The organism is Arthrobacter sp. R4, assembly GCF_051365025.1.
Lineage (GTDB): Bacteria > Actinomycetota > Actinomycetes > Actinomycetales > Micrococcaceae > Arthrobacter.
Genome location: NZ_JBLWIJ010000037.1, coordinates 26298 through 52172 on the forward strand (window position 1 = coordinate 26298; position 25875 = coordinate 52172).

Below are 25875 nucleotides of genomic sequence, written 5' to 3' on the forward strand. Positions count from 1 at the left end.
TCAGGCACCCCCCGTGGATTCTTCGCTCATGTCTTTGATGGCCCCGGAAGCGGCTTGGCCTGCTTCAATGCCCTTCTGTGCTGCCAGTACGGCGACACCGCCCGCGCCCGCCGCCACAGCGCCACCGCTGGCAGCTGCTCCGCTGCCTGCCGCAGCACTACCGGTACCGGTAGATGCTGCCGCGCCAGTGGCTCCGGCGCTCCGGGTACCTGTCTTCCCCGCTGTGCCGGACGTTCCTGCCGTTCCCTGGCTGCCAGTGCCCGAGGGGCCCTGCGATCCGGGGCTTTGGCTCGAGGTGCTGCTGGTTGTCGTCGAGCTGGTGGATGATCCGCCGCCGCGTCCGGCGCTGCCCATGCTGATGGCGCCGGAAGCCAGTGCGCCGACCGTCCCTGCTGCCAGAGCGCCACCGCCGCCAGCGACAGCGCCAACCATCGGGGTGACGAACCGCATGAGGGCTGGCATGGCGAACAAGGCAATGATCATCAGAGCCAGTCCGGTGACCGTTGCCAGGAGCGCGGAGCCGAAGTCCTTGCCGTCACCAACGTTTCCGAAGATCTTGGTGCCGCTGAGCTGGAAGGCCGTCGCGTAGATAATGGCGGCCGCGGGTTTGTAGAGGATGAAAGCGATCAGCCATGCTGTGCACTTCTGGAACCAACCCTTGCCGGCCTCGGTGTTGCTGAAAGCGGCAGCCGTAGGGAAGATCCCTGTCAGGATGACGAGCAGGCCACCGCGGATGATCATTAGCACGATCTGCATGACGGAGGCCAGAATGGCGATGAGCCCCAGGAGAATGATCATGATCGACCCGATCGGGCTGGTGGCCGAAAGCGCCAATAGGGCTGTGATGTTTTCGTTGAACGAGGTCCCGTTCGTGGAGTTAGTGATGATCCAGGCCGAGAACTGATCTGCCGCGACTGTCAGCAGTCCCACTGCTGCCACACCGGCGCCGGAGACGACGATTAGGGTCGCCAGCGAACGCACAAGATCCCGCAAGGGTGCACCCCTGCGCTCAATCGTCATCTTGGCTGCACCCACGAGGACAGACATCACAGCCAGGGAAGCCGTCCAGAAGTAGAGACTGTTCTGCAGGAACAACACCGGGTCACTCGCGGTAGATCCTCCCGGGGCTGCGGTTAGAGCGGGAGTTCCCACGTTCACCCAAAATGTCCCGAGTGTTTGGACTGTTTGTCCAACGGCATCGGCAATAGCTTTCGCCATGTTCTTGACGGCATCATTGGCGACATCTTCGATGGCCGCCCCTGCCTGGCAAAAGGGATTTATTGCATTCAACCCGGAGCAGTCAGCCATTAGACACCGGCCCACTCAACGTAACCACTGAGGTCACTGAGCTGTCGCGCACCTGTGTCCCCTGTAGCCGGCACAACGAACTTCCAGTCTCCCTCGTACCACTGGAGCGGAACGGGAATGGAGACGAAGGTTCCGTTTGCACCCTTGAATGCAAGATCAATAACGGCTCGGTCAGCCTCGTAAGAACGAAATGTGAAGCCGGCCAATTGGGCGGTCACGGAGTTTGGGGCGGCTGTTGGGGATGACTTCAGCACCGCATCTCGCTCCGGGCTTGGTACAGCCAACTGCTGATAAACGAGGTCAGCTTTTCCAGCTGCGGACAACGCAGTCATGTTTGCCGCTGCATACAACGCACCGGTCGGTGAGTGTGCGAAGCAGGAGCGAAGGCCATTGGCTTCGGTCTTGCCGGGGCCGAACTGTGTGGGCGATGTTGGTGCGGCGATCTTGCCGACCAATTCCCATTTGGTCTCGGCGGGCGTAGTGGCCGGCTTGGCCTGGTCACCGGATGGCAGGCCGCACACGCTGGCCCCCGACACCGACGTAGGTTGGCCGCTGCTGGTGCTCGTGCTGGTGGTGCCCGGTTCAGGGGATGCCGTTCCGCCACCTCTGGGAACCAGGGCCAGGATTACCCCGAGCGCGACAATGATCGCCACGACAACGGCCGAGATGATGAACTTAGGTTTGGTCAGCGGATTCTGGTCTTCGTTCACTGTCGGTTCAGTCATGGCTCGGCTCCTTAGACCAGGGCGCCTACGACGCCGCCTGCGGAGGCTGCCAGGATGCACCCGCCGAGGACCCATGCCAGACGGCCGGCATGCTCGCCCCCCTCTCCGCGTCGGTTGTTGATCATCATCGTTCCGGCTGTGATCAGGATGCCCGCGACTGCCAAGCCGAAGACGATCCATGCGACCCATTTGAGGATTGTCAGCAATCCTTCAGAGCCGGGAGGCGCTTCACCGGTGCCCGGGTTCGGTATCTCGGTAATGGCAAAGCTTGACCATTCCATGGCCTTGGAGAACAACATGAGTTTCTACTTTCTACTTGGCGGTTAGTCCGGCAGTGGCAGTTACTGCGATCTGGACCTGTTCAAGGGTGGTGCGGGCTTCTTTGGGAAGTTCCTCGGTGGCGACGTCGTGGCCGTAGCGCCACGCGTCCACCCAGGGGAAATGCCACATGTGGGGCACTCCCCCGCCGACGACGCGGGCGAAGTCGCGGATCTCTTTGGGGAGCCGTCCGGGAGTGTCAGCCATGACCACGAGGCCGGCGACGTGGATCCCGGGGAGAGAACGGGAAGCCCATTCAGTTGCAGCCAGCCGTGCTGCACGAAGGCCCGGGATATTGGACCGGGCAACCAGGACGATCACGGATCCGGCTGCCGTCAAAGGCCACTGATGCTCGGCGGCTTTGGTTGTCTTGTCCAGGCGTGCAAGCGACGTTTCGCCCGCGCCGCCGTGGACGCCAAGCCACCAAAAGCCCGGTTCCCTCCCTGCAACGTTCCTTCGGGGAAGCCGGTCCGCGTGGTCCGGCTGCGGAACACTCAGCTGCGGCCTGGTCGCCCCCGTAGGGATGAAAGGCGGCTCTTCCGGGCTAGCAGGAACGGGTTCGTCGATAGTTTCTGCGCCGAGCGTCACCCAGCGATTCTTTGAGACCGGCATTTCACATCCCCTACTAATGTCCGCAAAGATCGTATCGGTACCATCCGACACGAAAGGCCAAAAGTGACCCCCAACAACAGCTTTAGTACCTTTCAGTCACTTCCAGTACATCACAGTACCAATTTGTGGTCTACGATGGCTCTATGCGGTGGGACGGACTGAGCGTGGACCCCAAGTACCTGGAGGCACTCTTCGCCAAGTACCCGGAGCGTCTTACGCCTCAGGACCTCGAGGAGATCTTCGGGTTGTCCCGGAACACCGTCTACCGCTGGCTCCAAACCGGAGTGATTCCTGCTTACCAAGTCGAGAAGACATGGTTGATCGCCAGAGATCAAGTCAAGGACTGGGTCTGGGAGAACCGGAACACGCTCAGGAAGGGCCAGACACCAGAAGTGAACGACGAGGACCAGCCCTAAGGCGAAAAAGCCGACGAGCAGATGTGAGGGGGACACATGCAATCACGAACGAGCGCGCCTGCGCTGGTCGCCGGCGCCGTCCTTGCACCGGTCGGCTTGGTACTGTCCATCATCCTGTTCGGTGGGGGCTCCCAGGCCGCTGCCGATGTCTGCTCACCGACCGGGTCCAGCGTCAGCGTTGACGCAAGCCAGCTGCCTAAGGTCGCTGTCGCCGGCTACGAGGGCGAACAGCTGAAGAACGCGGCTCTGGTCATCAACGCAGGCAAAGCCCTCGGCCTGTCTGCCCGGGGGCAGACGATCGGTGTCATGACGGCCATGGGCGAATCCGGGCTGCGTGTCTTGGACTACGGCGACGGCCCAGGCCCTGACTCCCGGGGACTGTTTCAACAGCGCGACAACGGCGCGTGGGGGTCCTACGCGGACCGCATGAACCCCACGACTTCAGCCACGAACTTCTTCACCGCCCTGCAGAAGGTCAGCGGGTGGGAACAGCTCGAACCCACCACGGCCGCGCACAGGGTCCAGCGCAACGCCGACCCGTTCCACTACCAGTCCTACTGGGCGGCCGCCGTCGAGGTCGTCGCCGCCCTGGCCGACGTTCAGATCACCGATGCCGGCGGGGAAAGCTCCTGCGGGATCCCCGGCCAATCCGGCAAAGACGATGACCTGCCCTGGGGCACAGCCAAGATCTACGAGCCCTCCCCGCTGGGCATGTACAACCGCGAATGCGTGGACTTCGCCCTCTGGCGTGTCAACCAGCAGCTGGGCAGCACCACCGCCCCCTACAAGGTCCTGAACGGCACCTTCCGTCCTGACGGTGCCGTGCTCGGCTCGGCCCTTACCTGGAAAGACGGCTGGGACGCCAAGGGCTGGCCCACCGGTGGAACACCCCGTGTCGGGGCGGTTGTCTGGTACTCCCCCGGCACCGGGGGCGCCGACGGCACCTACGGCCACGTCGCCGTCGTCAAAGCCGTCAACGGTGACGGCAGCTTCCTGGAAGAGGGCTACAACGGCAACCCCGCCCCGAATGACCACACCTACTACACCCGCACCGTAGAGAACAGCACTCCCAGCGCCTTTCTCTACCTGCCCGGCAGCGACTCACCGGAGGAACCATGAAACGCGCCCTGACAGCCCTCGCGGCCCTGCTCGTGTGCACGGCCTGCGCGCCGGTATCCAGCTCAGCACCCGCGGAACCATCGCCCAGTGCTTCCGCCGCCAGCCCAGCCACGCTCAGCGCGGGTGGCAAGCCCCAAGCACCCGGCGGCACAGCACCGGCCACCCTGGGCATCGCCTGGGACGAAGCAAGCAAAACAGCCGCGCTGGAAACCGCGACCAACGCCATGACGCTGTATGCCCGTCCCACGGTCACCGACAAGCAATGGATCCAGGAACTCGGCCAGCTCCTGACCCCCCAAGCAACCGCTGATTACCAATACGTTGACCCGGCCAACATCCCCGTCACCAGAATCACCGGAGCGGGCCAGCTCAGGATCGATCAGAACAACGGTTTCGGCTGCCATGTCGTCTTTCCCACCGATGCCGGCGACTACGACGTGCAGCTGCTCCGCAGCGCAGCCGACAAACCCTGGCAGGTCAACCGCTTCACACCCCCGAACGGCACAAAGTAAGGACAGATGATGGAAACTCAAGCACTCGACTTCCCCAAGATCAACGCCGTTCTACGCACCAACGGAACCGGCGAAGTCACCATCAACGGAACCTCCCACGCGATCGAGGCCGCCGACGAAGCCGCCGTCCTTGGCGAGGCGCTACGCCTCATCTCTGAAACCGCTGCTCAGCTCGGTAGACCCGTCCGCGTCAGCACCACCGATCCGGACGGGCAGGGCCTGATCATCGTCTCCCCCGAAGGTGTCGTCAGCGAGGCCGCACCGATCAAGCCCACCCCGAAGCGGGAGCAGGACACCCTGTCCGTTACGGCTGCCCCTTCGCCCAAAACGGCCAAGGCCACGACTACGGCCGCCCCCGCTCCTACGCCAGCTTCGGTTCCGGATGCCTCTCCGGCCGAAGAAGTGCCGGCGCATCCTGCCGACGATGCATCGGTGACCTTCGGTGCAGCTGTTACACACGCGGCCGCCCAAGGACCCGCACCGGCCGCCACAGCAGCCGCAGCGGAGTCTGGCACCCGGCGCAGCCTCAAAGACACCTCATTCCTCATCAGCGCACCCGTCCTCCAGCCGGCCACGCGCGGCTGGCGCGGCGCTCTCAGCCGCCTCGGCTTCCGCATGGACCCCTCGCCTGAAGAGCTGGCCGAACGCGAAGACATCCGCACAGTGAGCCAGCACTGGCCCGGCCCCCGCACCGTAGCTGTCGTCAACCGCAAGGGCGGAGCGAACAAGACCCCCACCGTCGTCATGCTCAGCGCGATCCTGGCCCGCTACAGCGGCGCAGCGACGGTCGCGTGGGACAACAACGAATCACAGGGCACGCTCGGCTGGCGCACCGAAAAGGGCGGCCATAACAACAGCGTCCTGGATCTCATCGACTCATCCCAGGCGCTGCTCTCCCCCAGCGCCCAAGCAGCCGAGATCGCCCAGTTCGTCCACCACCAGACCTCCGACAAGTTCGACGTCCTGCGCTCGGACGAAAACGAGGAGGGCGACCACGAAGTGACCGCAGAGGAGGTGGACATCGCCCACCAGGTACTCACCCGCTACTACAGGCTCATCGTCATGGACTCCGGAAACACGGCCCGCGCCGCCAACTGGCGGCGAATGATCCACCACACCAACCAGCTCGTGGTCCCCGTGACAGCCATCGAAGACCGCGCCGAAGCCGCACGGCTGACCCTCCAAACCCTGGAATCCCGGGGCGGCCACGACGCCGAACTGGCCCGTAACGCCGTCGTCATCGTGTCCGAGTCCACCGACGCCAAGCGCAGCATGAGCGGTGATGGGCTCAAGCGCGCCAAGGACGAGGCCCGGCGGATCGCTGACGGCTTCGCCCCGCATGTACGAGCAGTGGTCCGGATCCCCTACGACCCCGCCCTGGTCAACGGACCCATCCGCTACGACGCCCTCCAGCCTGCCACCCAACGAGCCTGGCTAGCCGCAGCCGCCGCCGTCGCAAAAGGCTTCTAGAAGAGATGAAGCCGACACGCCGTACTTTATGTCCAGCCCACAGCGTTTCAGAAACTAACGTGAGGGGCATGGCAATTCAGAAACGCGCACGCGGAGGACGCCCTTCTAAAGGGGACCGTCATGTTCTGACTACCCGGCTCCCCGTTGCAGATGCAGAAAAGCTGTTCGCTGTTGCAGATCACCAAGGGCAGTCGGCTAGTGAGTTCATCGCACATGCCGTTGCTGAAAAGCTCGCCGCTATCGACATGACATTCGTTAGCGGCCAGGAGGAACTGCCTATCGGCCGTATCGCCTCTTAAAAGAGGAAGGCCCGCACTAGGCGGGCCTTCTCGGAAGCATTAAGTCCAGATCCAGTTCTTGGCGGGACACGATCTGAACTTTTACAACACCCACGCTGTGGGTGCCATTTGTGTTACCTCGAAAGGAACTACTGCACACCATGGTACCGGAACCGGTATCGGCGTCAACGCATGCCCCTATGGGTGTCGCGCCGTATGTGAAGCCAGAAGATGCATGGAGCCTTGCTCCGATGATTGCTGGTGCACCTTCGTACCGATTAGGTCGGTGGGTTGGCTCGCGGTTCCAATACCCACGGCCGCGGGACAGCCCGAAGATCACGCAGTCGCTTCCTGCGCGTCCTGCGGCGGTGATGGTGCATGGGCCGGATGGCAGCGTTGCCACGTTGTGCTTGGACTTTGACACGTCCAAAGCCCTCAAGGGTGTGGTTGATGCGGACGCTGCCCGGGTGGGCCGATTGTTGTCGGCCTGCGGAGTGTTTTTTGTTCAGGACTTTTCCCCCAGTGGCGGCCGGCACCTTTACATCCCGCTGCGGGAACGTATGGACGCAGCCGAAGCCAGGGAGCTGGTGGAAGCGCTGGCGCTGACGGCGACAAGCCTGGATCCGAGCCCGCACCAGAACATTACGGACGGCTGTATCCGTGTTCCTGGATCGGTGCACAAGGCCGGGGGCCATCAAACTCTAGTCACTCCACTCTCCCAGGCCTACGACATCTTGCGCCGCCGCAACCCGGTCTCTGCGCTGGTGGAGCTCCGGGCCGCTCTTGCTCCGGAGCTAACCCGTAAGCGTGCACTCAAAGCCAGAGCTGCTAGGACTGTGGCCGCGCAGCGAACCGGCTCCTTGCCGCAGCTCTCACTGACCATGGCCAGTGAGTCTCCGCTGCGCAGAGTGGCACGGACTGGCCTGTATGACACGGCCAGGTACAAGAGCGCGTCCGAGGCTCGAATGGCTGTCCTAAATCACTTCAGCGCTTGCGGCTGGTCCCTGCATCACGTCGAGAAGGAACTCACCGGACAGTTCCCCGGCCTCGCGGCACTCTACGGTACATCGGCCAAGCAAGAACGGCTCCTACCCACCGAATGGGCCAAAGCCCTGGCATACACCTCTGACGGAAACACTCAAAAACGCCCGTCTCCTAGAACCCGGGAAAAGAATGCCCTTATTAACAACACAAGCCTCCCAAAACCCACGGGGGGGGCAATCAAAAGCAGCCCTGCGGTCATCCACCAGCTCGTCAACGATCTGGAAAACATCTTGTACGCGGTGCTTGATCACCGCTTGATGACTCGTGGACGCGAAGGTCTCGGGCTAAGGATTCTTATCCGCGGTTTGCTTAGCTATATGCGTGCTAAAGAGACAAACTTCTTGGACGTCGGTTGTCGCACTCTTGCCGCTGCTATGGGAAAGCATCACGTCACTGTTGCTAGGCTGCTGCCAGTCCTAGTTGAAGCCTCTGACGGAATTCTTTCGAAGGTGGCCGATGCACGTCATAAAGCAGCCGATGTCTATCTCATCGAGCTACCTGTGCGTTACCAGCAGCTCGCTCGTGAACTGGCATGGCGCAAGGGCAAAATACACGCTATACGGCCAGTATTCCGGGCCCTTGGTGATGTGTCCGCCCTTGTATATGAAGCAATAGAACGAGGGCGGTGCTCCCCTACTACCGCTGATGTTGTGCGCGCTAGCGGCGTCAGCCGGTCAGCTGTTGACCAGGCACTGCGAACAATGGAAGACCTCGGAATGATCCATCGGGATGGTCGTCAATGGAAAGTAACTGCCACCGCAAACCTCCGCGCCATTGCCGACCGACTGGGAGTGCTCGAGGACTACCAAGCTCAAGTCAGCCGCAATAGGCGGGATCGAGCGATCTGGCACGCCTACCTGGACCGTTTCCGCACTCTGAACCTGAGCGAGGCGGATCTCTACGATCTTGAACGGGAACAATATTGGCTGCCCCCGGACGACGATGCAGTCTTATGGACAGCGGCCTAAGCTTCCTGGATTCTTACGGTCGGAAGTTGGATCTTGTGGCGAGAAAAGGCGCAGGCCGAATAAATCTTGACGTATTTATTCGATTTGCCGTTCCTCCTGGGGGTATGACGGAACTTCTCTCTAAACCGGATTTGTACGTAGGTTTCTGAGTCCGGAGACGCCGTGATTGGAAGGGGAGGGTGAGTTAGAAACGGTCCCCCGTCCAAACGGCGGCCGCTCCAGTACGAGCTCAATAAATACGTCATGACGTAACTACCCCTGCGGCTCGGCGCCTCAAATACCGGAGGTGCCATCAGCTTTCTCCACGATGGCGGCCGTCGAATAAATCCAGACATATTTATCGGTCGTGTCGGGATCGCGATGCTGGAACTTGCGGCCCTGGCTTCATGCAGCGTCTGACAGCGTGGCACCGGGTCTACGTGATGTAGGGATAATCTTCCCCGTGCGGCGGTGTTCAGGCGGGCGACGCGCCGGGATAAATACGTCATGACGTAAAGATAGACGGATAGATTGATAGGCGGTTGTCCCCGCTTCGACTCACTTGCACTTGCGGGTGCTAGTCAAGCACTAATAAATACGTCATGACGTAAAGATTGATGGATTGATAGACGGGCAGACGGAAAGATTTATTAATTGCGATTGAGGTGACTTTGTGAAAGTAACTGCGATAGGTAACCGAAAGGGTGGAGTCGGTAAGACTTCTGTGACGCTCGGTCTCGCTACGGGTCTGAAGTTGATTGGCAAAAAGGTGCTGGTAATTGACCTGGATCCTCAAGCTAACGTCACCGAAGCACTTGAAGGCTCAGGCGAGTTCGACATTTTCGACGTTCTGTACGGGGGAGATGCCGGCACCTTGGGTCAGGCCATCACCGAAACCTCTTGGCCTGGCATTGATCTCATCCCCAGCTCAGAGTCGCTTGCGCGGCTGGAATCGGAAAGCATCATGACTCCTGAGTTGCGGTTGAAGACCGCTGCATGGGGCGCTGAGGAATTGGAGGCATACGATCACATTCTTCTGGATCTTCCTCCCGCGTTGGGTCGTCTTACGCTCAATGGCCTTATCTGGGCTGATCGAGTCCTGGCCATAACGGAGCCTGCGGCCTTCTCTGTTAAAGGCGTCACGGAATTCCTGGAGACAGTGAAGAAGGTGCAGTCGTTACCGCACTTGAATCCGGCACTTGAGTTCCTGGGAATCATCATCAATAAGACGAGTTCGCCCCTCACAGGAGAGCATGCCTTCCAAATCGGGGAACTGGAGGCTGCCTATGGCCAGGATGTCAGGAGTCCTCACCTTCCGCTGAGGACCGCCATGCAGGACTCGGTTAGTTCGAGATCGCCTCTTACAAAGCTCAACAGCAGGGGAGCTGTAATCATGACCGAAAAATTCGTCGAGCATGCTCGCTTTATCGATGGAGTGAACTGATGCCACTTGAGAGAAAATCAGCAATCCGCAAGGCACCCGCTGCGGACGTAGTCGATGTTCTGACCTCCCGAAGCGACAGCGGCCAAGCGCAGTCTATGGAACCTTTGCGAGCTCAGTCATCAGAATTGGCACAGGATGCTCCTCGATCATCCTCAACCAGGCGTCCCGGTCCGGGCCGTCCTCGGAGCAAGCGCCGGATGGAACCATTTTCCTCGAAGATCGAAATCGAGCTAAGAGATGAGCTGGATGACTATGTGGCTGAGCATGGACTTTCGATCATCGACTTCTTGGATGAAGCAGTCAGGGACCGCCTTAAAAAATAATTATGTCTAGACGTAATTATTGAACTTGGCCGTTCACGATAGGCGAGGGGCCTGGCGTGCTGAAGTCGGCCACAACCCCATGGCAGCAACCCAATCGCCTCGTGGAAATCGATGCCGGCGCAGTCCCGATGCATCAGGATCTGGAAGGCAAATGGGCCCACAGCGTCACAACGAACCCCCCATCCGCTGGCTGTAAGGGATTTATCGCAGGGCCACAGGTAGTTGTCGAAAACGACCGTTTCTGACCGATGTCCGGCAAGCCTCCGGAAAAAGTTGTGGATGTTGGCGTTAGGTGGCGGCTTTTTGTGTTCGCTCTTTGTCGCTAGTTGCCGATGACGAGGATGCTTGCTGCTGCTTCTACGACGTCGTCGGTGATGGTTTCGAGTTGGTTGATTTTTAGGACGCGTGTGATCTGTGGGAATAGCCGTTCGAGGAGCCGGAAGTTGCCGCGGGTGATGCGTTCTACTGCGGCGATTGCCTGGGCGTCGGTGAAGTCGTCCGGGTCGAGGGTGCGGCCGAGGCGTTTCCAGTGTCGGTCCAGAACGAAGAGGAGCTCGTCTCTGCCGAGGGCGCGGTATCGGTGGGAGAAGCCGAGGCGGCTGTATAGCTGGGGGTAGTGCCGGAATCGTTGGTCTATGCCGGGCATGCCGATGAGGATCATCGGCAGGTGGGTTCGGTCGTGGTTGTCACGGAGGAGTTCAAGGGCTGTCGCGTTGAGGCGTTCGGCTTCGTCGATGATGAGCAGCTCCACGAGCGTGGTCACTCTGTTCATTGAGCGTGGTGCGGCATCGAGTTTGTGTAGGTGTTCGTCGATGCACGAGCCGATTCTCACCTGGTATCGGTGTATGTCTTCCATGAGTGTTTTGGGACGGCAGAGTACGTCCGGGGTGTAGAAGACGGTGCGGGAGCGGTTGGCCAGGCTGTAGTGCTTTTCGTCCTGATCGCCGCGTGGTCCCCACTCGGTGATGTACGGCTCAAGGTCATCCCAGTTTGCGTAGCGGCGCGCGGAGAGTGTTTTACCCACCCCGGCGTCCCCGTGGCAGATTCCTATTGTTCGTTCTTTTCGGACTGCGTTGGCGAACTCGTTGAAGCGTCGGTGTTCCTTGGTGACGATGAATGTGGGGTTCATCATTAGTCCTCTTCGTAGGTGCGCAGTCGGCGCCTTCGCCGTACTGGTTCAGTGATGCGCGGTTCGTCACGGCTGGTGACTGATGGAATGCGGTCGTTGATGGTGCGGCGCAGTTCTCTCCGGCGCGCTCTGCGTGCGGCCTCGATGTCACGCAGGCTCAAACGAAGGTTGGGGTGATCTTCGTCAATGGCGACGCAGACGAAGGTGTCGTGGTCATAGACGCGGATCTCGGATACGTCCCGCGGGTCGTATCGGATGGTGACGGTTTGCCCCACGAAGGGCGCCAGAGTGGGCGAGAGGTAGCGCTGGCCTTGAAAGTGGATGCCGTCGCGTTGCACGGTTCGGTTCTTTGGAACTGTCAGGAGGAGTCCGTCGAGGTCCTCCAGGGATTCGGGCATCCGGGGAAGCCAACCGTCCGCGACCCAAGCATCGCGTGGTGAGACACCAAGTTCGCTGTGGGGCCGGTCGTTGTAGGCGGCGACGAAGCTTCCGATGGCGCGATCCAGTCCCGGGAGATCGAGTGTGGGTTGTGGTTTCCTGTTGCCCGCTCCCAGATGCCCGGGGAGGGTAGGAAGAACCTCGGTGTTTATGGTTCCGAAGAACCGTTCGATCTTTCCTCTGCCCTGGGGACGGCCGATGGTCGAGTGGATGATGCGGACGTGCAGCTCGATGGCGGTGCGTTCGAGGTGGTGGCTGGTGAAGTCGGAGCCGTGGTCCACGTGCAGGATGTCGGGCAGCCCGCACATTGCCCAGCTGGGGTCGCTCTTGCGCCAGATGGCCTGCCGGAGTGCCAGGGCCGTGTTCAGTGCTGATGGTGCACCGGTGAAGATGGTGTAGCCACAGAGCGCCCGGGAGTAATCGTCGATCACTGTCGTCAGCCATGGCCGGTCGGGTTTACCGGTGGCGCCGCTAATGAGGATGTCGAGTTGGGTGTGGTCCGCTTGCCATATCTGGTTGGGCCGGTCGGCGCGGCGGCGAAGGACAAGTTCATGCCGGTCCCGATAGGATGCGGGACCTTCAAGAGCCAGGGTCACCAGGGCAGGGTCGAGTGCTTGGACTATCCCGCGGACAACGGAGTAGCTCGGCGCCAGCGCACCTCTTCTGCCCGCTTCGGCCACGGCGAGTCTGTGCAGCGTTGCCATGCTCGGGCGGGGCTTCGTCAGTGCAAGTCCCTCGATAAACCTAACCATTCCTGGGTCTAAGCGCCGCGTGCCGGCATCGGCGCGCGGTCCCAGGTCGAGAGCACCCGCACCACCAGCCCGGTAGAGCCGAAGCCAACGTTGAAGAGTACGGGTGCTGATCCCGGTTTCACGGGCGAGGGCGGCAAGGGGAATCTGGTCCTCGACGTGAAGTCGAAGGACTCTCCAGCGCTCTTCGCCGGTCAGGAACACCTACATCGTGATGCCCTCGCGCGCGGCGAAGGCTTGCTGGTGGCGGTAAAGAGTCGCACGGCTCCAGCCCACGAGGCGGGCCGCGTCCTCGGCGGTGCGTCCCTTCTCCCGGGCATCCTGCGCGATCGCCAGCTTGTCCGCAATGACAAGCGGATCCGTCAGCGGCCGGCCAAAGCGTGTTCCGTTCTGCCTGGCAGCGGCGATGCCGGCATTGACTCGCTCGACGATCAGCTCGCGCTCATACTCGGCCAACGTGGCGAGCATGTTAAGCATCAGCCGGCCCGTCGAGGTCGCTGGGTCAATACCGTCTGAGATGGATCGGACCTGGACGCCGCGTTCTCTCAGCAGGTTCACGGTGTTTAGCACGTCGATCAATGACCGGCCCAGCCGATCGACCCGCCACACCACGACGGTGTCGCCCTCCTCTGCGTACTCGAGGAGCCTCTTCATCCCGGGCCGCTCGATCGCCGTCCTACTTCCGGAGGTCACGTCGGCGAAAACGTCGCGCTTCTGCACGCCGGCGGAGACGAGTGCGTCGAGCTGCAGCTGGGCATCCTGGCTCGACGTACTCACCCGCGTATAACCCAACTGCCTCATTAGGCCATTCTGGCTCAGAAAGTCCGTCACGGGCCACCGCTGAGACGATTTATAGTGAGACGCGTTTCCGAGACATAGGCGAGCCCGGCTTCTCAGCCAGCTGCTAACCCTCCTCAGGTCCATACCAATGTCTTGAAAAGCTTTTGATTTTCAAGACACTAGGCAGCTAAGAGCTGCGGCCGGCGTCCGTTTGCCGCACCTCATCGGGCAGTTTCTCGGGGGAGCCATACGGGAAGCATCCAGAGTCGGAATGACACGGGTCTCCTGAGCCAGCGGTTTCCCCTCCGGCCCGCCGGAGAGGACCGGCTAACGGGACGACTTGCGGACAAAGACTTTCGGGATGTTTTTCGGTTTGGTGAAACCTTTTTGGGTGTTCCCGGACAATACAGTGCATGGGGACAGTTAATTCTGCGGACGAAGAGCTATGGGCGCGTAGTCTTGCCGGCGATAGCGCCGCGTTCTCCGCGCTGTACCGTCGGCACCGAGACCGAGTCTTTCGTCACGCGTACCGCATTTCCGTAGGCCACCACACTGCCGAGGACGTTACGGCTACGGCATTCCTTGAGCTATGGCGTTTAAGAAACAAAGTCCGACTGGTCGACGGGTCGATACTTCCTTGGTTGTTGGTCACCACCGTCAACGTGGCCCGGAACAACAGCCGAGCCCTCCGGCGACACCAAAAACTCGTTGAATCGCTTCCGCGGTCGGAGGACGCGCCGGATGTGATGGAGGAATTCTTCGCCGGAAGTCCCCAGGATGCCTTGAATAAGGAACTGTCTGAGGCCCTGCGATCACTCAACCTCACGGACCGGCAACTCGTCAGTCTCGTGGTGTTCGAGGGTTACACCCTCGCCTCGGCTGCCAAGTTGTTGGCTATCACGCCCTCGGCAGCAAAAACGCGCATGCACAGGGCCCGTCAACGGATGAAACTCTCCGTCGAGCACTCTTACGTTCCCGCGATGGAAGGAAATCAGTCATGAATGGACTGCACTTCGATGAACGGTTCAGTGATGCTTTAGAGGCAGAGCTGGTCACTCGCGTGCAACAGGCCGCCCCCGGCAAATCCCGAAGTGGTGCTCGGCTGTGGGGCGCCGGGATAGTAGCCGGCGTGGCCGTCCTTGGCGGCGTTGGTGCCGCTGCAGCAGGGATCCTCGTCCTACCAGGGGGCGAAAAAGTAACCCCGCTGGGATCAACCGTTGAGGGAACATACACTGGCCAAGCGACCATCGACCTCGGAACAGCGCCGGAAGGAGCAACCGGAGTACGCGTGGAACTCATATGCCTGAGCACGGGCAATTTCACGTACCCGGACGGCGCCTCCAGCAATTGCACCCAGAAAGACATCGGCGGCGAAGCTAGCGACGCCATATATACCGTGAAATATGCCGCTGGAATGGAACGCTTCACCATCGTCACGGAACCGGACACACGATGGAAACTCACCGCGAAGTACGTCCACGAGGAAATCATCGAGTGGGCACGTAACGCAAAAGGCGAAACCTATGGCGTGATCAATGAACGCGGCGAACCAGACCTCATCGCCGTCGCAGCCACCACAGGACAGTCCGGCTACGTCTACAAAAACGATCTCAAGGAAGCCAGCGGCAATGTAGAGGGGAAAACATTCAGCAGTCCTGAAGAGGCTATGGCCTGGATCGACTCGCACCGGGGGAAGCCCATCCCGGTGTATGACAAAGAGGGCGAAACAAAAGTCGGAGAATTCATCAGCGGCCGGTGACCTGCTGATCCGACCTCAGCCTTCATCCGCGTCCGTTTAGGGCACCCTGCGGACATCGCGAACCCCGCGTACTCAGGATCAACCAACTCGAAACCATCACCGATGACGTCGTGGACGCAGCAGCAAGCGTCCTCGTCATCGGGAACTAGCGACACCGAGCGAAAACAGAACGCCGCCACCTAACGGACAAGTCCACAGAAAAAGTCGAAATAGCACTCCTAGTCTTAGTCAAAACTGGTTGCCGAAAAGAAGACCGGTCAAAAGGGCGATGGGAGGGTTTTTGACATGTCCAGGAACACAGTCGGCTATGCGAGGGTCAGTACTCGTGGTCAATCGCTCGATTCGCAGGTGGACGCGTTGGTAGCGGCCGGAGCAGTCCGCGTCTTTCAGGAGTACGCATCCGGCGCTACCCAAGCAAGGGCACGGTGGAAGGACTGCTTGGATTATCTGCAGCCGGGCAACGTGCTTTTGGTTGCGGACCTGACCAGGCTAGGCCGTAGCACCTCCGACCTTGCGGACATCGTCACAGTGCTGGGCCAGCGGGGGATAGGCTTCCGTTCTCTGGCTGAACCGTGGCTGGATACAACTAGCGCCCACGGCAAGCTCATCTTTGACATGTTCGCCTCCCTCGCGGAATACGAGCGATCCCGGCTGTCGGAAAGAACCAAGGCTGGGCTGGCCGCGGCTAAGGCGCGGGGCCGGCTCGGCGGCCGCCCGCGGTCGATGACGCCGGGGAAACTGGAAACGGCTCGGCAGCTGCGCAACGAAGGAAAGACTTTGAGGGAAACGGCTGAGCGGCTCAGTGTGAGCGTTTCATCACTCACTCGAGCACTAAGCAGGATCGATGTTTTGGAATCTGTCCCCGAAGCGGTGTGACTTGGGGTTCCGGTTGTCGGCTGTTCCAAGTGCCAAAATGCCGTAAAAAGACACCATTTTCGTGTTTAGCTGGCGGCAGCGGTGCAGAAGGCCCCTCAGAGAGCGCTGTAGAGTTTTTCCCGGAGATGGGGGAATGCAGTGGCAGTGAACAGTTTCGAAACGCTGAAGAAGGTCATCGAGGAGAACTCACAAGCGGGTGAGTTTTTCCGTGCTGTGCACGAGTGGACTGTGACAGCGGTGGAGGAGGATCCCCTCCAGGAGGGCGAATGCGTCTGCGGCCAGCAGCATCTTCGGTATATGTACACCATCCAAAATCTGTATACCGGGCGGCCGCTGGAATACATCGGCAGCAAATGCGTAGAGCACTTCCAGAGCAGCGAGCTGAACCTTCAGGTCAATGTGTTCCGGGGGCTGTTCGATCTCAGGAAGAAGATCCTCGCGGGGGAGAAAGTCTTCCTCGACGAAGACTTCTCACGTGAAATCCTGCGGTGGTTGTACGAAAATGGGGCTTTCCCGGCTAATCAGTACAACGGCAATAACGGCGTGAATGACTACCAGTTTCTTCTGGACATGTTCAACAAGCGCCACAAGGACAAGATCACCCAGGGGCAAGAGAGCAAGATCTGGGCACTGCTGCAATATACGGTGAAGCCATTCGTTCGCGATCATCCTGCACTCGGCTAGGTCTCTTGGTAAGAAGCGCACGTATCGGTGGGTGTGTCCGTTCCTTGATGTCGCCCTGCTTGGACTGCCTCAGTTTGCGGCGAGGTAGCGGGGTGGAAAGGTTCCGGGCAGGGTGGCCCCGCCCAGTCCTGTCTTTGCGACGGCTTCTTACAGAGGCGGCCTTGCCCCGCAGTGTCGAGTCGTGTTCGTGCCGTTTAGACAGCGATCGGGTTTTGGGCTGGGGTTAAAGCAAGAGCGTGAGGGGCCCGGTGGACCCCTCACGCACTGAAAATTTCTCTGCTCCTTCATGACTCAAACGAGCCGCACCATCCCGGGGTGACCTATCCCGGTTATTGCTCCCATCTCCGCGAAGAGAGCAGTGGGGGTCAATCACCTGTCAAATTTCCAAAGAGTTCTTATTGGTGTGAGTGTGTTTAGTCGGTACGACGAAGAACAACGGCCGCGTACTTCAGTTGAGAAACGGGCAGGGCGATACGATCTGCCGAATAGGATTTGGCGCTCTTGGCCGGGTTCTGCTTCACAAACAAGGGTGCTCCGAGGGCCATTACTTGCTCGTCTGCAGCACCTTCAGGGGTAATGCCTTCCAGATACCCTTCGAAGACTCTGCCGTCTATCAGCTCGGCGCTGATGTACTTGTGGTTTTTTGTATCATCGGCCAACAAGGCGTTCACCCACATGCTGGAGCGGTCGTTCAGACGTCGCTTGGGCAGGGGCATCCATAGGGCGGCCCCATGAGCCATGGCAATGGCTACAAGCAGGACCGCCCCGGCGGTAAGCACCACGGAAGCTAGGTTGTCCGGAACATAGCTGTCTCCTTCACGCAGCAAGCGGGGTACGTCCACCAGCCACGCCAATCGTTCCCAGGGCCAAAGGATAAGGGCGGAGAGTGAGATACCGGTGGTCGCCAGTCCGGCAACTAGCACTTGCAGGAGTTCGTCCAGATTCGACGCCCGCTGGTCCCCTGTCCTCCGTTCGCGCTGACGAATAAACCACCAGCCAGGGATCAGGGCCACCAGTACCAGGAAGGCTCCTGCCTCTCCGGGCATTACTTCTTCTTGCCCGCTGCCGGCGCCGAGATCCTCGGCGGGTTGGCTGGGCGAGGCCCAGGTGCAGCGACAACGATGTATGACCCTCGGCTGCCTTCGCTGAGTTTGGCGGTCTTACCGGGCTTTGCGCTGTTGCTGCTCTCTTTGGATGTCATGCCTCAAATTATCGCTGTCCGGAGCGGGAAAGCCAACCGCGGCTACCCGCAGGCGCGGCAGATTATGCACAAAGATGCCACTACCATGCAGTCTGTCGACTATTTATTCGTGCTAGGCTGTCTGATATTTAGTCTCCTAACGGCGTGAAAGAGTATCTCGTGGACAACTTCCCCACAGTCCTGGCCATCTGCCGAACAGCAATGAGGACTCCCAATCCGACACTGACGCGAAACATCGGAAAGCTTCGTGACGCGCTTTCCAAACAGGGTTTAGAGGACCAGGCGGAGGCACTTTCGCTGGTCCTGAAAGCCAAACAAGCTACGGATACACTTGCGCCGACACGTGTGGCCTTGGCAACTGCCACACGTGAGCGAATGTCCCGTTCGGTACACGCTCCAGTGGATAAAGAATCAGGGGCGCCGTTGGCTTCCATTGTCTTCCCCGAGGATGCGGAAACAGGGCTGGAACCGATTCTTGAGGTTGCGCTGAGCAAGGCCATAGCGGCTCTGGTCGCTGAATGGCAAAGCGCTTCAATGCTGATCGAGGCAGGGATCCGTCCACCTTTGAATTTGTTGCTGTACGGTGCACCAGGAACCGGTAAAACTGCGTTGGCCAAGGTTATTGCTGCCCAGATGGAATTGCCATTGGTGACTGCCCGCCTCGACGGGCTGATTTCGTCGTTCTTAGGAACGACGGCGAGAAACATCGCGAATCTGTTCGAATTTGCTGATCGATACGATTGCATCCTGCTGCTGGACGAGTTCGATGCGGTGGCAAAGGTGCGCGATGATCCCCACGAGCTCGGGGAAATCAAGAGAGTGGTTAACACCCTCCTGCAGTGCCTTGACGAGCGTCGTGAGCGTGGATTCACGATTGCCATCACAAATCACGAGCATCTCCTCGACGCCGCCATCTGGCGGAGGTTCGATTCACGCGTTGCGATACCACGCCCCGGTGCCGAGTCGCGGGTGCGGATGGTCAGCCGTTTCTTGAGTGGAGTTCCTGTCGAGGAAGTCGATATCAGTCTTTTGGCTTGGTTGACGGACGGGAGAAGCGGCGCCGAAATCGAGACACTCTGCAGTTCGATAAAGCGGTATCTCGTGATGAACGGAGCTGGCCGTAAGTCGCTATTGGAAGCGCTAAGCGTGAACTCCCTGCTGAGCGCCGACCACTCCGGTTCTCCAAGACAAGCAATATTTGCGGAAGGCTCGGAGGCCCTGGCGCGACGACTTAGCAGCGACGAGGAGATACGGTTCACGCAGGAATCGATGGCCCGGCTCTTCAACACCACGCAGTCGACGATCAGTCGCTGGCTAAGGAAGTAGGAAGTCGTCATGGCCAACAACAATCCCATCCAAATTGTCCTGAACAGCGCCTCGTACGTCGATGACATGCAGATCAATCCCGGTGGATCGAAGACAGACTTCTTTGCGCAACGGGACGAAGACTTCGGTAATCACAAAGCCGACCTGATCACTCAATTTGGTGGCGTCAGGGCTTCCATGGCATCAGCCGGCCGCTCGACGGGGTTTGCCCGCGTCGCCCTGAGGACGACTGCCTTGGCGAAGTCTCACCGTCCTACGCAAGCGCTTTTGAAACCGGAAGTTGCTCCCGTCTGCGGGGTTTCGGATTTTGGTGAACTGCTGGTTGAGTTCACGGCCGGTGCGATGGACAGCGTGATTCGAAACATAGCGCAAGCCGAGCCAGAGACCAGAATGAAGGCGGACAAGAGCGGGAAACTGAAAGCCAACCCCAGCCGTCTTCGCAGCGAAGTAGGAGCAATTTCCAACGTCGTTCCCTATGACGCCAGTGACCGGCGCAAATTTTCGCTGGATGAGGCTGTCACCTGGCTAAGTAACCCGCGGTCGGGACAGTATTTTCTCGTTCAGATGTTCGTTGGAGTGGGGGAGCTGAGGAGCGGCACCTCCACCCGGCGTGCCAAGGAATTCAAAGAGTTTGAGCGAAGGCTTAAGGCAATCGATTCGTCTCTGGTGCTCGAAGAGGTTACGACGTGGTGGAGTGACAGGGGATTCCTGCGGCTGAATGTGGCAGAACGGGGTGCTACTCCCGACGTTGGGACTATTCGGAGAGTTTTGGGAGTGGTGGAGGACGAACCTTTTGTTCGAAGGGTTTGGCTTCCGCCAATCATTGAACCCACACGGAGCGCTACGGCGATGGATGGGCCGCTGGGCAGCCCCTCTTTTGAACTGCCGGTCAACGGGGGAAGTTATCCCGTGGTTGGTGTGATTGACACTGGAGTGGCAACATTACCTGCCTTGGAACCCTGGGTGGTTGGCCGGACCATGGCAGGAGACCCCGCTTCCCAGGACACCAGTCACGGCACATTTGTCGGAGCGCTGGTGGCAGACACGCACTCGCTCAACGATCATGAGGAACTTAGCGAGAGTCCTTGCAAGCTTTTCGACCTTGGCCTTCACATCACGGATGGGCAGGGGTACGGGGAGGCGTATCCCAATGGATTCATGGACTTTCTTGAACAGCTGGACTTCGAGATCGAGGCGGCCGTAGAAGCAGGTGCCCGTGTTTTCAACATGTCGCTGGTTGTTCATGAATTGGTCCGGGACGACACCTACAGCCCCTTCGCAGCCCGCCTTGATGCAATAGCCGACAAGCACGACGTCCTCTTCGTGCTTCCCACTGGCAACCTCCCCCAGCTGCAGTTTCGTCCTGCGTGGCCCACCCAAGCCGATGACGCCCTGGCCATGCTGGCCAACTACCGGCACTCAGGAATGGACCGTATGCATCAGCCCGCTGACAGCATCAGAGCCCTGGTGGTTGCGGCGCTGGATCCGAAAACGACACCGACCGGGCACCTTGTGCCTAGTGTCTACACCCGTCGTGGGCCGGGACTGGCATTAGGAACCAAGCCAGATCTCTGTCACCTAGGTGGGGCGGCAGACCCCGCTAACCAGCTCATTTCACTTGGCAGCCAGGGACAAACCGTAAAAGACTGCGGCACCAGTTACGCTGCCCCGCTGGTTGCCAAGACCCTGGGACAAATAGAGCACAAGATTGCTGGTGATGTTCAGAGGGAAACCCTTACAGCGCTGGTTATCCATGGAGCATCTTCCCCAACTCATATGGCGCATCGAAAATTGGCGCATGTATCGAAAGACTTCGTCGGCTTCGGGCTGCCTAAAATCTCCGAAGACACGCTTCTGACCGACGACCACTCCATAACTCTGGTTTTCGAAGGACGACTCAAAAACAAGAAGGCCCTAACCTTCGACTTTCAATGGCCACAGGCGCTGGTACGAGCCCAGGGACGATGCGCTGGCGAAGCCACGCTTACCTTGGTGTACCGCCCACCTCTCGATCTGAGGTACGGCAGCGAAGCAGTCCGCGTCAACCTCGAAGCCTATTTGCGGCAGGAAAAGGTCAACCACGAAACCGGTGAGCTCTCGTACGGCGGGTTCTTCAATTCGAAGTCCAGTTCCGGACTCGAACGAGAAAGAGTGAAGGAAGGCCAAAAATGGGGCGCCGTGAAGAAATGGACGCGACGTACGCAAAAACAGGGGGTGGGAGAATCATCGCAGTTCCGGCTGGTAGTGGAATCTCTATCCAGAAGCGGGTTCGCGCTTCCGCCCCAAGGAATCCCATTCTCTGCGGTTCTTTCGATCTGCGATCCCTGGGGAGAAGCCCCCGTCTTTAACCAGATGCGACGATCTCTCCAAGCCCGTGACGTCGCTATCGCGGACATAAGGACTGCCGCAAGGATCAGGCCCCGGCCCGGCACCCAGACCTAACGACAACGAGTCAGCAGGGAACTCAGCGAACGGAGCCCGGTGTCTAGCCGTTCCCAGGCCCGGTCCAGCGTGGGCAGGCCCAACTCATTGCGGCCCGCGTCCAAAGAGCTACGGCGGGGTGGGGGGAGCAGTACGGGTCAGCTGGCATCAGTGATAGCGTCCAGCAGCCATTGGGTGGAGGCTGGTTCACGGCGCAGCAGGAAGGTCCGCAGTGCCGAGTTGGAGGAGAGACGGACCTGCACGCGCCAGAACTCGATGTCAACGATGTTCCCGATACCGACGGGTGCGCTGGTGCGGGTTTGCCACCAGGAGTCCCGCTCGAACCAGTGCACTGGTTCTTCGGTGATGACCCATAGGCGCCCGTCATACCGGACGGCTAGGGGCCCGCCGGTGGGGCTGAACCGCACATCGACCGGGACCTTCAGGGATGTTTCATTGGCTGTTGTTGTCACGTTTTATGCGCTCTCCTAGGTTCCTGTTGTTTGCCCCGGCACGGCGGGTTACCGCGGACGCCCAGACCCATGTGCGATAGGTCAGGGGTCCGTCCTTCCATCTGACCTCGACGGCCTTCGCCGTCCAGGCGAACACCTCGCCCTCAACGAGCTCGGCGCAGCTCGGGAACCGCAGCCAGGCCGTGACCGGGATCCCCGGGTAGACGTTGTGGACCGGGAAGTTCTTGAAATCAAGCTCTTCCAGGGTGAGCCCGAATGGCTGCGCACGTCTGGCGTACCGCGCGTGCAGCGCCTTGGCCTGCTCAGGACCCATTACCACGCTTACTAGAATATATGTTCGAACGACACCGGAAAATTTTAACGGCATCCACTGGGTGCCGCTTCCATCAACTATGAGGTGGGGGTACGACAAAGGCCGACGCACCAGTACCAGAGCGGGTTATGCCCATTGTGGGCAGGTGGAGACCGGAGGATGAATCTCAAAGCTGTCCACACTGGGTATAACCCGCCGCAGCACCGTCGTCAGCGGTGTCTGTTGTTCAGTTCAGGGGGCACCCTGACCTCTGCAGGGTCTAGCTCCGGCCTGACACGCTTCCAAGTGACGGGGTGCCGAAAGGACGTGCCGGACCAGGCGACGTCGGCTGATACCTCGACCACGACTGGTTCGATCAGTGTCAGCCGGACGGGACCTTTGTCCTTGCTGAATCTGTTCAGGGAGGATTCGCTGATCTCTTCGGGCCAGGGATGCCTGGGTCCGGCCGGGTGGAGGTGCCGGCCCAGTTCACGCCCGGCCTTCGTGGACAGGACGGTCGAGCGGCCGACAATCTTCAGTTCGCCGCCGATGGGCAGGCCAGCGATGATGGCCTGTGGTTGGGCCACGGACCCGATCACGGCCGCGCACACCACGTCCCAAAGATCCTTGTGCTTGAGCTTCAGCCAGATCCTGGCGGCCTCGTAGGGCTGGGAGCCTTTGAACACGAGACCTTCGATTCCTGTCGCGGGAAGATCCCGCAGCCAGGTCTTCGCCAGGTCCATGTCCCTGGTGATGGGGGAGAGGTGCAACGGCGCCGCCCAGTCCCGGGCGAGCTCCTCGAGCAGCTGCCGGCGCCCGGTGAACGGCACACCCCGGGTGTCCTGCCCGGCAACGGCAAGCACATCGAAGGCAACGAACGAAGCGGGCAGCTCATTGGTCAAGGCCGGAAGCGCGGCCCTGGAGGTGACCATGCGCTGCTGCAGCGCATCGAAATCCAGCCGGTCCCGGTTCCAAATGACGGTTTCACCATCCAGGACCACTCCGGGAGGCACCTGCTCTGCGAGGGCGGCAGCTGCGTCCGGCAGGATTCGGGTAAGTTCCTTCCCTTGTCTGGACCACAGCGTCACCGTGCCGCCGTCATTAAAGGCGGTGGTGCGGAAACCGTCGAACTTGGGTTCGGCCCATAGGCCGCCGGGCAGTGCGTTCGCCCCGGGGAAGGTCTTGACGAGTTTCGCCAGGGCAACCGCGACCGGTGGGTGCAGTGCCGGCGGAAGGGACTCGGCCATGGGCCCAGCCTAAAGGAGAAACCAGCACGAACGTCCGTGCTGGTTTTTACTTGGCTGTAGGACCTTCCGTTGCAGCGTCCGCCGCGTCGGCGCGGCGGAGCAATGCCGCCACGGTCCGCACAGCTGCCGGGTCTTCCTGCCAGGGCTTCGCGCCCCGTGAGCAGGCATGAAAACCGGTGGCAGATGACTCTTTTGCCGCCTCGGCGAGTTCGGCCCACGCCGCTTTAAGATCTGCCACCTGCTCAGGAGTCAACGGCTCCTGCTCCTTCGGCTCAGTGGCCGCTGCGAAGACGGAGTGACCAGCAGTCGTTGCCGGCTTGCGCCGACGGGCGAACCAGCTCCACAGACCCATCGGGATTCCCTTCGTATCAACACTCCAATGACCGTCCAGGGCAAAGCAGAGGGCCGCAACCGGTGGGAATGGGCCCTCTGCCCTGGGGTGTAAACATCCTGCTGCTTACGCCTTCGAGCATGCCACACCGGTAGTGATGGTGCATGCTCGCAGGGCTCGCACCCGTTTGGACGTCCGCTGGCGCGGCCGGCTGTTGGGTCCAGTGCCGGCTCCGCAGGGCTCCGCCGTCCCTGGCCCTGTGTTGTCTGCGACGCTTTTTGGCTGCTGTCCTGACGGATTGTACGTGTCCGCTCCGGCCCCTCTAGCCCCTCCTTCGTCGGGGCCTGCGGGGCAGGAAATGTCCCTGCGGCGCTCCTTCGTCGCTGATTTCCTCCGGGAATTTCCCGCTCCTTGCCCTCACGGGTAGACAGGCCTCCGTCGGCCACAGCTCCGCAAGCTTCGCCAGCAGCCAAAACAACGGGGGAGACGGGACGCTGGCCGGTCACCTGAGCCGCCCCACCCACCAACCCTTTCGGCAAAAAAGGAGCAACACCGCATGAACGCAGTCACTAAGAGGACCGTGACCACCGTCGACACCGGCGAAACGGTCCACGATGTGCCCGTGCTCGTCGATTACCACATGAACGACGGCTACGACTGGATGGACGTCATCAGTGAACACGGCTGGGTCGTGATCCCCAGCTGGGGGTGTGACGGGTGGGACCTGGGCCAGTGGCCGTACGTCATGGTCGCCGGGATCCGTACCGCCGACGAGATCGGGAATCTGTTCGGCATGGCCACCTACTGCGAAGGCGACGTACGAACGACCTTCTATCGGACCAAGGCGAGGTTCTGGACCGCGATAAGTGAGCAGGCCTTTTTCCACTGGAAGAACGGGCAGGCCCACGGACCGGACGACCTGCCCGAAGCCGCCGCCGAACTGCCCAGCCGTTACCGGATGCCCTGCACCCTCACGGAAGCGGCCTAATCAGCGCTGATCTGCCGCTGTACTGCCCGGCCGGGGCCGGGCAGTACAGCGGCCGAACGACTTCAAAGGAGCAGCACATGAGCAACGACACCACCGCCCCCAAGGGAATCACCGCCCTGATCTACCGCGACTCCCTGGGTACGGACTTCTCTAACCGGGGCATCTCCGCCCGTGTCATGGAAGTAACCGTCATTGGTGAGGGCGTCGACCCGGTTTTCGAGGCCACCGAGGAACGGCCCGCCGTCCGGCTCGTCAAAAACGAGCACTTCCTCCGCGAGACAGTGGTCCACGCCGAGCCCGTCGCCCCGACAGGTGAACCTGCACCCTGGTACATGTTCGGCGGAACGTTCATCTTCAGCAGTGACGCCAGGTTCCGCCGCGCAGCCGGACACTACGGAGCCGTCCCGCTGCACGACCGTCGCGAATAGGCCGATGGTGACCGGTCTTTCGGGGCAGGTCACCGTGGGCGGTCCGCCGTCGCGGCCGGCTTTCGCTGGTGGTTGGCGGCGGCGGACCGCCCATCCCGCAATCAACAGGTGCCGGGCGGCGGCCGCCGGCGGCAAGCCAGGCCTGGTGGCGTCGTTGGTTGTCCGTGGCCAGGGGTGGAAGGGCAGGCTCGCGGGGCTCGCCCTGGTTTCCGCTGCGCTCCAACCAGTTGAAGGGCG

Annotated in this window: 28 protein-coding genes and 1 pseudogene; 16 read left to right on the forward strand and 13 right to left on the reverse strand. The window is 60.6% G+C overall.

The features are described from left to right. From ACLKOZ_RS20125 to ACLKOZ_RS20140, 4 genes are read right to left on the reverse strand one after another with little or no spacing between them, the layout of a single operon-like run. The gene (locus ACLKOZ_RS20125; protein WP_436477754.1) at positions 1-1308 is read right to left on the reverse strand and encodes a hypothetical protein; all 1308 of its coding nucleotides are present in this window, start codon (positions 1306-1308) and stop codon (positions 1-3) included. Then, positions 1308-2033 (reverse strand): hypothetical protein, encoded by a 726-nt coding sequence (locus tag ACLKOZ_RS20130; protein WP_436477756.1) that lies wholly within the window; start codon positions 2031-2033, stop codon positions 1308-1310. Before ACLKOZ_RS20130 ends, ACLKOZ_RS20125 begins: the two co-directional genes overlap by 1 nt. 11 nt (positions 2034-2044) lie before the next feature. Further along, positions 2045-2332 (reverse strand): hypothetical protein, encoded by a 288-nt coding sequence (locus ACLKOZ_RS20135; protein WP_009358107.1) that lies wholly within the window; start codon positions 2330-2332, stop codon positions 2045-2047. Between the two features lie 13 nt (positions 2333-2345). Further along, positions 2346-2939 carry a DUF6668 family protein gene (locus ACLKOZ_RS20140; protein WP_436477758.1) on the reverse strand — a complete coding sequence of 198 codons (594 nt, stop codon included), beginning with the start codon at positions 2937-2939 and terminating at the stop codon, positions 2346-2348. A 167-nt stretch (positions 2940-3106) separates the two neighbouring features. On the opposite strand from ACLKOZ_RS20140, the gene ACLKOZ_RS20145 reads away from it, so the two are divergent. The 7 genes from ACLKOZ_RS20145 (at position 3107) to ACLKOZ_RS20175 (ending at position 10193) form a co-directional block, all read left to right on the forward strand. Then, on the forward strand, positions 3107-3379 hold the full coding sequence (locus ACLKOZ_RS20145; RefSeq protein ID WP_011689726.1) for a helix-turn-helix domain-containing protein: 273 nt from the start codon (positions 3107-3109) through the stop codon (positions 3377-3379). Between the two features lie 36 nt (positions 3380-3415). Further along, positions 3416-4498 (forward strand): CHAP domain-containing protein, encoded by a 1083-nt coding sequence (locus tag ACLKOZ_RS20150; RefSeq protein WP_436477760.1) that lies wholly within the window; start codon positions 3416-3418, stop codon positions 4496-4498. Continuing rightward, positions 4495-5010, forward strand: coding sequence for a hypothetical protein (locus tag ACLKOZ_RS20155; protein ID WP_436477762.1), 516 nt, complete (start codon positions 4495-4497; stop codon positions 5008-5010). Before ACLKOZ_RS20150 ends, ACLKOZ_RS20155 begins: the two co-directional genes overlap by 4 nt. Before the next feature lie 6 nt (positions 5011-5016). Further along, the gene (locus ACLKOZ_RS20160) at positions 5017-6480 is read left to right on the forward strand and encodes a MinD/ParA family ATP-binding protein (RefSeq protein ID WP_436477764.1); all 1464 of its coding nucleotides are present in this window, start codon (positions 5017-5019) and stop codon (positions 6478-6480) included. Positions 6481-6548: 68 nt separating this feature from the next. Further along, the gene (locus ACLKOZ_RS20165) at positions 6549-6779 is read left to right on the forward strand and encodes a hypothetical protein (protein ID WP_155854532.1); all 231 of its coding nucleotides are present in this window, start codon (positions 6549-6551) and stop codon (positions 6777-6779) included. A 179-nt stretch (positions 6780-6958) separates the two neighbouring features. Further along, positions 6959-8770, forward strand: a complete 1812-nt coding sequence (locus tag ACLKOZ_RS20170; RefSeq protein ID WP_436477766.1) for a hypothetical protein — start codon at positions 6959-6961, stop codon at positions 8768-8770. Between the two features lie 652 nt (positions 8771-9422). Then, positions 9423-10193 (forward strand): ParA family protein, encoded by a 771-nt coding sequence (locus ACLKOZ_RS20175; RefSeq protein ID WP_436477768.1) that lies wholly within the window; start codon positions 9423-9425, stop codon positions 10191-10193. A 645-nt stretch (positions 10194-10838) separates the two neighbouring features. Here ACLKOZ_RS20175 and ACLKOZ_RS20180 read toward each other — a convergent pair. The 3 genes from ACLKOZ_RS20180 to ACLKOZ_RS20190 are packed head-to-tail and all read right to left on the reverse strand — an operon-like array spanning position 10839 to position 13633. Continuing rightward, the gene (locus ACLKOZ_RS20180) at positions 10839-11645 is read right to left on the reverse strand and encodes an AAA family ATPase (RefSeq protein WP_436477770.1); all 807 of its coding nucleotides are present in this window, start codon (positions 11643-11645) and stop codon (positions 10839-10841) included. 2 nt (positions 11646-11647) lie between these two features. Continuing rightward, positions 11648-13036, reverse strand: a complete 1389-nt coding sequence (locus ACLKOZ_RS20185) for a Mu transposase C-terminal domain-containing protein (protein ID WP_013603068.1) — start codon at positions 13034-13036, stop codon at positions 11648-11650. Continuing rightward, the gene (locus ACLKOZ_RS20190; protein ID WP_013603067.1) at positions 13037-13633 is read right to left on the reverse strand and encodes a recombinase family protein; all 597 of its coding nucleotides are present in this window, start codon (positions 13631-13633) and stop codon (positions 13037-13039) included. A 392-nt stretch (positions 13634-14025) separates the two neighbouring features. Here ACLKOZ_RS20190 and ACLKOZ_RS20195 point away from each other — a divergent pair, with 392 nt between their 5' ends. From ACLKOZ_RS20195 to ACLKOZ_RS20215, 5 genes and pseudogenes are all read left to right on the forward strand, one after another. Beyond that, positions 14026-14613: an RNA polymerase sigma factor gene (locus tag ACLKOZ_RS20195; RefSeq protein WP_141002454.1), complete on the forward strand. Its 588-nt coding sequence runs from the start codon at positions 14026-14028 to the stop codon at positions 14611-14613. Further along, positions 14610-15371 carry a hypothetical protein gene (locus ACLKOZ_RS20200; protein ID WP_013603065.1) on the forward strand — a complete coding sequence of 254 codons (762 nt, stop codon included), beginning with the start codon at positions 14610-14612 and terminating at the stop codon, positions 15369-15371. Before ACLKOZ_RS20195 ends, ACLKOZ_RS20200 begins: the two co-directional genes overlap by 4 nt. 65 nt (positions 15372-15436) lie before the next feature. Further along, positions 15437-15520: pseudogene (locus ACLKOZ_RS20205) on the forward strand (AAA family ATPase); the annotation flags it as partial. 136 nt (positions 15521-15656) lie between these two features. Next, positions 15657-16247 carry a recombinase family protein gene (locus tag ACLKOZ_RS20210; protein WP_436477773.1) on the forward strand — a complete coding sequence of 197 codons (591 nt, stop codon included), beginning with the start codon at positions 15657-15659 and terminating at the stop codon, positions 16245-16247. A 144-nt stretch (positions 16248-16391) separates the two neighbouring features. Then, positions 16392-16931, forward strand: a complete 540-nt coding sequence (locus tag ACLKOZ_RS20215; protein WP_436477775.1) for a hypothetical protein — start codon at positions 16392-16394, stop codon at positions 16929-16931. 413 nt (positions 16932-17344) lie between these two features. On the opposite strand, the gene ACLKOZ_RS20220 is transcribed toward ACLKOZ_RS20215, so the two are convergent. Both ACLKOZ_RS20220 and ACLKOZ_RS20225 read right to left on the reverse strand, forming a co-directional pair. Then, a complete protein-coding gene (locus ACLKOZ_RS20220; RefSeq protein ID WP_436477777.1) occupies positions 17345-17977 on the reverse strand; it encodes a DUF6338 family protein in 633 nt (210 codons plus the stop codon). After that, a complete protein-coding gene (locus tag ACLKOZ_RS20225; RefSeq protein ID WP_436477779.1) occupies positions 17977-18132 on the reverse strand; it encodes a hypothetical protein in 156 nt (51 codons plus the stop codon). Before ACLKOZ_RS20225 ends, ACLKOZ_RS20220 begins: the two co-directional genes overlap by 1 nt. A gap of 159 nt (positions 18133-18291) precedes the next feature. Between ACLKOZ_RS20225 and ACLKOZ_RS20230 the strand changes: the two genes are divergently transcribed. After that, positions 18292-19458 (forward strand): AAA family ATPase, encoded by a 1167-nt coding sequence (locus ACLKOZ_RS20230; protein WP_436477781.1) that lies wholly within the window; start codon positions 18292-18294, stop codon positions 19456-19458. Between the two features lie 9 nt (positions 19459-19467). Further along, positions 19468-21900 carry a S8 family peptidase gene (locus tag ACLKOZ_RS20235; RefSeq protein ID WP_436477783.1) on the forward strand — a complete coding sequence of 811 codons (2433 nt, stop codon included), beginning with the start codon at positions 19468-19470 and terminating at the stop codon, positions 21898-21900. Positions 21901-22037: 137 nt separating this feature from the next. On the opposite strand, the gene ACLKOZ_RS20240 is transcribed toward ACLKOZ_RS20235, so the two are convergent. The 4 genes from ACLKOZ_RS20240 to ACLKOZ_RS20255 form a co-directional block, all read right to left on the reverse strand. After that, entirely contained in the window at positions 22038-22352 is a 315-nt protein-coding gene (locus ACLKOZ_RS20240; protein ID WP_436477785.1) for a hypothetical protein, read from the reverse strand. Beyond that, entirely contained in the window at positions 22333-22665 is a 333-nt protein-coding gene (locus ACLKOZ_RS20245) for a hypothetical protein (protein WP_436477787.1), read from the reverse strand. The genes ACLKOZ_RS20240 and ACLKOZ_RS20245 overlap by 20 nt, the downstream gene beginning before the upstream one ends. 209 nt (positions 22666-22874) lie before the next feature. Further along, a complete protein-coding gene (locus ACLKOZ_RS20250) occupies positions 22875-23891 on the reverse strand; it encodes an ATP-dependent DNA ligase (protein WP_436477789.1) in 1017 nt (338 codons plus the stop codon). Between the two features lie 46 nt (positions 23892-23937). Beyond that, the gene (locus ACLKOZ_RS20255; RefSeq protein WP_436477791.1) at positions 23938-24243 is read right to left on the reverse strand and encodes a hypothetical protein; all 306 of its coding nucleotides are present in this window, start codon (positions 24241-24243) and stop codon (positions 23938-23940) included. 535 nt (positions 24244-24778) lie between these two features. On the opposite strand from ACLKOZ_RS20255, the gene ACLKOZ_RS20260 reads away from it, so the two are divergent. Next, positions 24779-25210 carry a hypothetical protein gene (locus ACLKOZ_RS20260; RefSeq protein ID WP_436477793.1) on the forward strand — a complete coding sequence of 144 codons (432 nt, stop codon included), beginning with the start codon at positions 24779-24781 and terminating at the stop codon, positions 25208-25210. A gap of 77 nt (positions 25211-25287) precedes the next feature. Then, positions 25288-25638: a hypothetical protein gene (locus ACLKOZ_RS20265; RefSeq protein WP_436477795.1), complete on the forward strand. Its 351-nt coding sequence runs from the start codon at positions 25288-25290 to the stop codon at positions 25636-25638. The last annotated feature ends 237 nt before the right edge of the window (positions 25639-25875 follow it).

Bases quoted from the DNA above. Each gene is read 5' to 3' on its own strand.
- ACLKOZ_RS20235 (WP_436477783.1), top strand. From the start codon at position 19,468: ATGGCCAACAACAATCCCATCCAAATTGTCCTGAACAGCGCCTCGTAC.
- ACLKOZ_RS20245 (WP_436477787.1), bottom strand. From the start codon at position 22,665: ATGGGTCCTGAGCAGGCCAAGGCGCTGCACGCGCGGTACGCCAGACGT.
- ACLKOZ_RS20250 (WP_436477789.1), bottom strand. From the start codon at position 23,891: ATGGCCGAGTCCCTTCCGCCGGCACTGCACCCACCGGTCGCGGTTGCC.
- ACLKOZ_RS20150 (WP_436477760.1), top strand. From the start codon at position 3,416: ATGCAATCACGAACGAGCGCGCCTGCGCTGGTCGCCGGCGCCGTCCTT.
- ACLKOZ_RS20210 (WP_436477773.1), top strand. From the start codon at position 15,657: ATGTCCAGGAACACAGTCGGCTATGCGAGGGTCAGTACTCGTGGTCAA.
- ACLKOZ_RS20265 (WP_436477795.1), top strand. From the start codon at position 25,288: ATGAGCAACGACACCACCGCCCCCAAGGGAATCACCGCCCTGATCTAC.
- ACLKOZ_RS20165 (WP_155854532.1), top strand. From the start codon at position 6,549: ATGGCAATTCAGAAACGCGCACGCGGAGGACGCCCTTCTAAAGGGGAC.
- ACLKOZ_RS20145 (WP_011689726.1), top strand. From the start codon at position 3,107: ATGCGGTGGGACGGACTGAGCGTGGACCCCAAGTACCTGGAGGCACTC.
- ACLKOZ_RS20220 (WP_436477777.1), bottom strand. From the start codon at position 17,977: ATGCCCGGAGAGGCAGGAGCCTTCCTGGTACTGGTGGCCCTGATCCCT.
- ACLKOZ_RS20135 (WP_009358107.1), bottom strand. From the start codon at position 2,332: ATGTTGTTCTCCAAGGCCATGGAATGGTCAAGCTTTGCCATTACCGAG.
- ACLKOZ_RS20130 (WP_436477756.1), bottom strand. From the start codon at position 2,033: ATGACTGAACCGACAGTGAACGAAGACCAGAATCCGCTGACCAAACCT.
- ACLKOZ_RS20170 (WP_436477766.1), top strand. From the start codon at position 6,959: ATGGGTGTCGCGCCGTATGTGAAGCCAGAAGATGCATGGAGCCTTGCT.
- ACLKOZ_RS20155 (WP_436477762.1), top strand. From the start codon at position 4,495: ATGAAACGCGCCCTGACAGCCCTCGCGGCCCTGCTCGTGTGCACGGCC.
- ACLKOZ_RS20160 (WP_436477764.1), top strand. From the start codon at position 5,017: ATGATGGAAACTCAAGCACTCGACTTCCCCAAGATCAACGCCGTTCTA.
- ACLKOZ_RS20200 (WP_013603065.1), top strand. From the start codon at position 14,610: ATGAATGGACTGCACTTCGATGAACGGTTCAGTGATGCTTTAGAGGCA.
- ACLKOZ_RS20125 (WP_436477754.1), bottom strand. From the start codon at position 1,308: ATGGCTGACTGCTCCGGGTTGAATGCAATAAATCCCTTTTGCCAGGCA.
- ACLKOZ_RS20195 (WP_141002454.1), top strand. From the start codon at position 14,026: ATGGGGACAGTTAATTCTGCGGACGAAGAGCTATGGGCGCGTAGTCTT.
- ACLKOZ_RS20255 (WP_436477791.1), bottom strand. From the start codon at position 24,243: ATGGGTCTGTGGAGCTGGTTCGCCCGTCGGCGCAAGCCGGCAACGACT.
- ACLKOZ_RS20180 (WP_436477770.1), bottom strand. From the start codon at position 11,645: ATGAACCCCACATTCATCGTCACCAAGGAACACCGACGCTTCAACGAG.
- ACLKOZ_RS20225 (WP_436477779.1), bottom strand. From the start codon at position 18,132: ATGACATCCAAAGAGAGCAGCAACAGCGCAAAGCCCGGTAAGACCGCC.
- ACLKOZ_RS20260 (WP_436477793.1), top strand. From the start codon at position 24,779: ATGAACGCAGTCACTAAGAGGACCGTGACCACCGTCGACACCGGCGAA.
- ACLKOZ_RS20190 (WP_013603067.1), bottom strand. From the start codon at position 13,633: ATGAGGCAGTTGGGTTATACGCGGGTGAGTACGTCGAGCCAGGATGCC.